The organism is Micromonospora coerulea (assembly GCF_016598485.1).
Lineage (GTDB): Bacteria > Actinomycetota > Actinomycetes > Mycobacteriales > Micromonosporaceae > Micromonospora > Micromonospora coerulea.
The window spans coordinates 1-2,203 of the sequence record NZ_JAEMUW010000075.1; the positions used below are offsets into that span (position 1 = coordinate 1).

A 2,203-nucleotide genomic window follows, 5' to 3' on the forward strand; every position below is an offset into this window, starting at 1 on the left:
GCATCTCCGCTGCTGGAAGCCCATCTGCGCAGCTCGCCGGGTCGCCCATCTTGATCTCATAATCCCTCAGTCGCAGGCTCCAGTCCCCGGCCCTCCTCGGAAACCCTCTGGTAGGACACAATCACCCCATGGACGGTGGTTCCGGGGATGAGGCGGACGCGCGGCGCAACGGGCCGCCTCGCTGGCTCCTGTGGCGGCCACGAGAGCCACGCTGGGTACCGCTCGCCGGTCCCACGGCTAGCCCGGACGTTCCGTTGGCGCTTGACTACGTACTCATTCAAATCCTCGTTGCGACCTACGTGGCACTTCAATGGGTGGTCGTAGTGCTGATCGCACCAGTGGTCTTCGTCGTTCGGACTTTGCGGGCCACTGGCGGACCATAAGCCCGTGCCACCACAGGCCAGTTGAGGACGTGAGGGACCGCACCGAGCGCGGGAAACGCGGCACGCAGATCCGATCTTGTCCACTTCCCAAGCCGAAAGTCTGGGAGCCACGCGCGGGAGCCACCGGGGCGAACGGAGTCGGACGAGCCCGGACCGATCCACTTGCCGAGAGCGCGGCGACCAGGACGACGCGGACGTTGCCGAACGGCTGCGGAGCGGTCTTGGGAATCTACGGATCAGATGGCGGCACTGCCCTGCATCAGTCCTCATTTAGTCCTCAAGAGGCCGGACCGCGATCACCGACACTGAGAGATGCCGAGAAGGATTTCCGCAGGCCAGGCGGGGTTAGGGCAGGTAGACCGGGGTGGGCAACTTGATCTCGTAATGCCTAGGTCGCCGTGCCATCCACGTGCCAGTAGCCCATACCCCGGCCGGTCACTAGCGGGCACGAACGGTCACGCCCGTCCTGGCTTGACCTGGCCCACCTGGTGTTCGTCGGTCGTGATCTTCGTCCTTCCAAACTGAAGCTGCCGAGCCTGTTGGTCCTAGTCGCGCGTGAGTCCTGGCGGAAGGGCGTCCTCGTCAGGCCCGACTCGGCGAGCGTTGAGCAGCGGCGGATTGCGGTGCAGGGCGGCAATCAGGGCGGCCGTGCCGCCGATGTCGGTCCATATGTCGTCCCAGAGGGCGGAGACGAGCCAGGAGTGATCTGCAGGGAAGAACAGATCGGGCAACGATCCTTGTCCGGCGCGCATGTGACCGGTCCGCCAGGTGAGGGCTTGTTCGGGTCCTGCTTCGACCAGCACATAGGGCCAGTTCCAGTAGAGGGACACCTTCGGAGCGAGGGGGAAGACGATGTCGTGGGCGCCCGTGTCGAGATAGCCCAGCCACCAGGGCTGGTCGGGCGTGTGCTGGGTGAGTACGTCGATCACAGCGCGTTCATGGGCTTGGGCACTCACGCCGTCGGGCGGGTAGAAGGTGGCGTAGGCGTCGAACACCGGCGCTATCGCTGTGGTGATCGAAAAGCCTTCCGTGGTTTTGCCAGCGATCCAGGCGATGTCGCCGGCCGTACCGATCCGCCAGCTTCGCCCGTCCTTGGTGACCTCCATGGAACCCATCATGATGGGATCGACCTTGGTGTTGCGGGGTCTCGCGTCCTCGGGCGCGAGGCCCGGTTCCGGTTCGGTCGACATGCCTGCTCCTTTCCTCGGCCAGCCGCGGGCGCGCCATGGTCGGTATTCACGAGGCCGGGTCTGTAGGCCACCACTTCGGCTACGCGCACATGGGTCGAGGGAAGCAGCCCGGCGTGCCATTAGCGCGCCATTGGGCGAGGACAACAGGGGCCAGCCGAGGCCACGAGAGACTGCCGAGACCAGGCGGCCGGGCCGGTGGCCTGCGGGAGATCGACAATTCCCAAGCTGCGAGTTCCTGGACCCAGCCGTGAGCGAATGGAGGCCGAGGTTTGTCGGCGTCAGCGATGATCGCTGCGTGGCTGAGAAGGACTTCAGGACTCGCGGCGGCGTTGCCTACGTCGACCGACAAGTTGGGACGTGGGGGCGTCCACAGTTCCATCGGAGGGCAACATGGCCATTCGCCCGGCTCCGCGTTGGGGCGCAGGACATCGTGATCTCCTCCATCTTCGGAGAGTTCCGAGTCTTCCGGACGAACCTCGTATCGATCTCCCGCGTCCGTATGGTCCCCGTGCTGGCCGATGGCTTCATGTTTGTGGCACACGGCCACCACGAAGCAGTGATCTTTTGGGCTGTCGGCGTCCGCAAGGTGTTGGACGAGTTGCATCGCCGCGGATGGGCGGTAGAAGACGC

Annotated in this window: 2 protein-coding genes; one reads left to right on the forward strand and one right to left on the reverse strand. The window is 65.1% G+C overall.

Annotated elements, in window-relative coordinates:
- Nucleotides 1–928: 928 nt before the first annotated feature.
- The gene (locus I8N68_RS32270) at nucleotides 929–1,573 is read right to left on the reverse strand and encodes a hypothetical protein (RefSeq protein WP_234040998.1); all 645 of its coding nucleotides are present in this window, start codon (nucleotides 1,571–1,573) and stop codon (nucleotides 929–931) included.
- A 295-nt stretch (nucleotides 1,574–1,868) separates the two neighbouring features.
- Between I8N68_RS32270 and I8N68_RS33470 the strand changes: the two genes are divergently transcribed.
- Nucleotides 1,869–2,203: hypothetical protein (locus I8N68_RS33470; protein WP_234040999.1), on the forward strand; the 335-nt coding region annotated here is incomplete at its 3' end.

Excerpts from the sequence above, each read along its gene's own strand:
- I8N68_RS32270 (WP_234040998.1), bottom strand. The coding sequence starts at position 1,573 with ATGTCGACCGAACCGGAACCGGGCCTCGCGCCCGAGGACGCGAGACCC.